At 54.2% G+C, this 4,433-nt stretch carries 5 protein-coding genes; 4 read left to right on the plus strand and 1 reads right to left on the minus strand.

Features of this window, described 5'->3' with window-relative positions; all coding sequences use genetic code 11:
• On the minus strand, positions 1-1,853 hold a 1,853-nt coding region (locus tag AC14IB_RS04795), incomplete at its 3' end, for an amidase family protein (RefSeq protein WP_484230810.1).
• Positions 1,854-2,066: 213 nt separating this feature from the next.
• Here AC14IB_RS04795 and dapA point away from each other — a divergent pair.
• From dapA to AC14IB_RS04815, 4 genes are all read left to right on the plus strand, one after another.
• Positions 2,067-2,942 carry a 4-hydroxy-tetrahydrodipicolinate synthase gene (gene dapA / locus AC14IB_RS04800; protein ID WP_484230811.1) on the plus strand — a complete coding sequence of 292 codons (876 nt, stop codon included), beginning with the start codon at positions 2,067-2,069 and terminating at the stop codon, positions 2,940-2,942.
• Entirely contained in the window at positions 2,942-3,517 is a 576-nt protein-coding gene (gene bamC, locus AC14IB_RS04805) for an outer membrane protein assembly factor BamC (protein WP_484230812.1), read from the plus strand. Before dapA ends, bamC begins: the two co-directional genes overlap by 1 nt.
• 16 nt (positions 3,518-3,533) lie before the next feature.
• Entirely contained in the window at positions 3,534-4,247 is a 714-nt protein-coding gene (gene purC / locus AC14IB_RS04810) for a phosphoribosylaminoimidazolesuccinocarboxamide synthase (protein ID WP_068858565.1), read from the plus strand.
• Between the two features lie 20 nt (positions 4,248-4,267).
• Positions 4,268-4,433: DUF6726 family protein (locus AC14IB_RS04815; protein WP_484230813.1), on the plus strand; the 166-nt coding region annotated here is incomplete at its 3' end.

The following is a 4,433-nucleotide window of genomic DNA, read 5'->3' on the forward strand; positions in this document are numbered from 1 at the left end:
TAAAAGGGCGAAGGAGATATATTGGGTGGGAAGCGGTGCTGAGTGACCTGCTCAAAGTCATACGCAATGCCGATGCCAGTACCTTCATCAAAGCGCCGCACAAATATTTCCATGCCACGAGGTACACCTACGCTGCTATCTACGCCCACTGGCGCAACAATAGAGCCCATTTGCGTGGTTGAGCCGAAGTCACAGGTTCTACCGCCGTCAGGTCCTGGTGAAAGGATCATGACATCAAGCTTTACGTCTTTAATCACGGGCCCAGAGTTGCCGGAGGCATATGCACGGATCGTATTCGGCACGTTGCCATCCATAACGTTTGTGGCGTAATCCCGTTCGGCTTTAATGGCGGCGAGCTCAGCGGCTGTGACCGTGGCGTTTGCATCATCCGTTGCTGATAGCGCAATGAATGGCGCTGTACGTGGCCCTGTTCTGAGTGTTTCCAAAATGCCATCTAGCCCTACACAGCCATTATTATTCGGGCTGGTTGCGCCCAGGGTGCTGCTTAAGCATTTGCGCGGACTCTTGCCGCCATCCCGAATGAACTCTTTGAAGTATTGGTTGACTTCATTGTGTGAGGATCCTGCGCCACGACTGGTGTAGTTGGGCAAATACACATCGTATATTTCTGCACCATTAGCGCGCATGACTTTGACGGCATTCTCAATAAGTGCGCCTTGCACCGTGCCAGCGCCTGTTGGATTGGTATTCGTTCCAAGCTGACGAATGATGCCAATTTTCTTGCCGCGCATGCCGTATACCGAGCGATCCAAGTATTTCAGATAAGTCGTTGGGCGCTTTCCTGAGTTGGTAAACAGCGTGGTATCGGGATCGTCCACAGCAAAGTTGGCATCTTCGGCTGCGCTAGGAACGCTCGCCATTGCGGTTAGCATGAGTGCAGCATCGCGGACATTACGCGTCATGGGACCGCCCGTATCACGCGTATGTGACAGCGGAAAAATCCCTTTTCGCGACACAACACCAATGCTTGGCCGGATACCTACTAGCCCTCCCACAGAAGAGGGGTGCCGAATCGACTGACAGGTGTCGCTGCCGGTGCCGCCCAAGGCAAAGTTAGCGGCAATCGATGCGCCTGTGCCGGAAGACGAGCCTGCAGGGCTTTGCTGGGTGTTGTAGGGGTTGGTGACGAGCAGCGTTCGTCCGGAGAAGCCGGTGGTAAAGAAAGCAAACTCATCCTGCTGCGCTTTTCCAAGAATAACTGCCCCGGCCTTTCTCAGGCCGATTACGGAGGGAGAGTCTTTGCCGGCGGTGTGACCTAACATAGACGGTGAGGCCGATGTGGATGGGCTGTCGACGGTGTCATAGTTGTCTTTCAGCAGAATCGGCGCACAGTGTAAATTGCGGTTGCCTATGCCTTTGTCCTGCTTGTAAAGCGCATCTAATTGCCGAGCCTGAGCGAGTGCATTGGTGTTGATGGATAGCACAGCGCTAATGGGCAGACCTCCATTCGGCTGAGGGTTGTTGTTGTATTTAAAGATGCGTTCGATATACATCTTGACCAGTGTTTCGCAGGTCAATTTATCGGTGCTGTTTGCCAGCTTGTATTTTCCCGCCAAGGCATCATGAATACGCTGTGTATCCGCCTCGACTAGATTAAATACTGGGAGGTTAAAGAAGTCAGTGCCATCTTGCCCGTCCTTGCCATCACTACCGTTTGTACCGTCTTTTCCATCAGTACCGTTGACGCCATCCTTGCCATTCGAACCATTGATGCCATCCGTGGCGACTCGTGGACTGGATTCTGATGAGCCGCCTTTCTCGCCGCCACAGGCAGCTAGGCCAAGGCTAAGCGTCAGAATGACACAAGCTTTTTTCACTAGGGGGATGTGCATGTATTTCTCCGAGCATCTATGCACATCTAACACTGCAAGCTGAGTGCCAAATAAGTTACGAAAATCCTACAATTGCGACTCATGAGTTCTGGAACGTGATTAGTGGCCCAGCTGAGCTGGCGTGCTGAGTGTGACGATCTTGCTTGTTAAGCAGGGGATGTCGCCCTTAACATACGCGGCTTACGAAACACACGACAGCTGGTGGAGAGCCGCATGATCCTTGGTAGCCTGGTGGCTTTAGTCACACCCATGAACTCTGATGGCAGTGTGGATTGGGCGGCACTTAAGCAGTTGGTTGAGTGGCATGTTGCCGAAGGCACGCATGGCATCGTCGCCGTGGGTACCACGGGCGAATCGGCCACCTTAGATGTGGACGAGCATCTGGAAGTTGTGCGCGTGGTCATTGAAGTGGCTGCAGGTCGCTTAGCGGTTATTGCCGGTACCGGTGCAAACTCCACACGCGAAGCAATTGAGCTCACACAAGCGGCCGCGAACTTAGGCGCAGACGCCGTATTGCTTGTCACGCCGTATTACAACAAGCCCACGCAAGAGGGTTTGTACCAGCACTACAAAGCCATCGCAGAAGCCGTGCAAATCCCCCAAATTCTCTACAACGTGCCAGGCCGAACCGGCGTCGACATGCTTAACGCAACGGTGGCGAGATTGGCGGGTATTCCCAATATTGTCGGCATTAAAGATGCCACCGGCGACCTCGTGCGAGGCCAAGAGCTCATTGGTTTAGTAGGCGATCGTATGGCGGTGTATTCGGGTGATGATGCCACCGCCATAGAGCTGATCCTTCTGGGCGGCAAAGGCAATATTTCGGTCACCGCCAATGTGGCCCCGGGTGTGATGGCCAATGCCTGCGAAGCGGCGTTAGCGGGGCATGCTGGGCGAGCTCGCGAGCTAACCGAATCGGTTGCCCAGCTGCATCAAATTTTGTTTATTGAGTCGAACCCGATCCCGGTTAAGTGGGCATTAGCAGAAATGGGCCGTATGGGGCTCGGCATTCGCCTGCCTTTAACGGTACTCTCCGCAGATGCCCAGCCGCGCGTTCGCGCGGCCTTGTCTGCATCTGGAGTGCTTTAATGCGTCAATTCGTCCTTGTTGCCCTTGCAGTCACGCTGCTGCCTGCGTGCTCAGGTTACTTTCGTGATCGTAGCTTAGATTACGGCCAGGCTAAGCCTTCGCCTGCGTTGGTCATGCCTGCAGGCGTGGAAACTCGTCCGATCAAGCCGCTTTACCCCATTCCTGCGGTCGCCGAAACTGCAACAGCCACGGGCAAGAACTTTGTTGTGCCTTTCCCTCCAGCCATGAAACCCGTTCAAGAAGTCTCTCTGCCACCGCTGCCAAATAGCCCTGGGCGCACGCCTGTTAAATTGGGAACGGATGGTAATGGCGTTCCTGAGCTGCGTGTCGTTGGTCCTCGTGAGCGTGTTTGGGACGAGCTTGGCCGTGCCTTGAATAACGCGGGTGTGAGCCTGAAAGACCGTAACCAAGAATTGGGTTTGGTAGATCTCAACATTGCCGGTCAGGACTACCAATTACGTATGGTTCGTGCCACCGAAGCCTTTGTGCTGAGCTTGCAACGCAACGATGAAACCTTGGCTCCAGTAGCCGTATCGCGAAATTTATTGACCACCTTGCAGGCGCGTTGGCCCTGAGGTTTGGAGAGTTTTGATGGAAAAGCGTGACCTGCTCTACACGGGCAAAGCCAAGTCAGTATTTGCTACCGATGATGCCGATCATGTGGTGATTGTTTATCGCAACGACACCTCTGCGTTCGATGGCAAGCGCATTGAGCAACTGGATCGCAAAGGTGCGGTTAACAACCAATTCAATGCGTTCATCATGGACAAATTGTCTGCTGCGGGCATTGCCACGCATCAGGTCAAGCTGCTGTCGCCGACCGAGTCGCTGGTCAAGCGCTTGCACATGATTCCGGTCGAGTGTGTGGTGCGTAACTACGCCGCCGGCTCACTGGTGCGCCGACTTGGCGTTGAAGAGGGTTTGGCGCTGAACCCGCCGACCTTCGAACTGTTCCTCAAGAATGATGCCTTGGGCGACCCCATGATTAATGAGGCGCATGCCGTGTCATTTGGTTGGGCGACCTTAGAGCAACTCACGGAAATGAAGCGTTTGTCGCTGCAAATCAACGACATTCTGAAGGCCTTGTTCCTCGCCGGCGACATGCTGTTGGTCGACTTCAAGCTAGAGTTTGGCGTGTTTAAGGGTCAGATTGTTTTAGGCGACGAATTCTCACCCGACGGTTGCCGTTTGTGGGATAAAGAAACACGCAAGAAGCTCGACAAAGATCGATTCCGCCAAGGCCTCGGCGACGTGGTGGAAGCTTACGAAGAAGTGGCGCATCGTTTGGGTGTGACCATCGCCTAAAAAACTGAGAGGTGAGCGACATGCAGACGCAGAAGCTGTGGCGCGGTGTAGTTATTTTGGCCTTAGCGAGCAGCCTCAGTGGCTGCTTGTTAACGAAATTAGTCACTATGCCCATGCGTGTTGTCGGCGCGTCGGCATCCCTCGTTGGGGCCTTTGTCTCTGTGGTGCCCGTGGTGGGTGACTCTG

Source organism: Perlucidibaca sp. (genome assembly GCF_057084925.1).

What these genes read in the sequence shown, in the direction of transcription:
- dapA (WP_484230811.1), top strand. Translation starts at nt 2,067, where the DNA reads ATGATCCTTGGTAGCCTGGTGGCTTTAGTCACACCCATGAACTCTGAT.
- bamC (WP_484230812.1), top strand. Translation starts at nt 2,942, where the DNA reads ATGCGTCAATTCGTCCTTGTTGCCCTTGCAGTCACGCTGCTGCCTGCG.
- purC (WP_068858565.1), top strand. Translation starts at nt 3,534, where the DNA reads ATGGAAAAGCGTGACCTGCTCTACACGGGCAAAGCCAAGTCAGTATTT.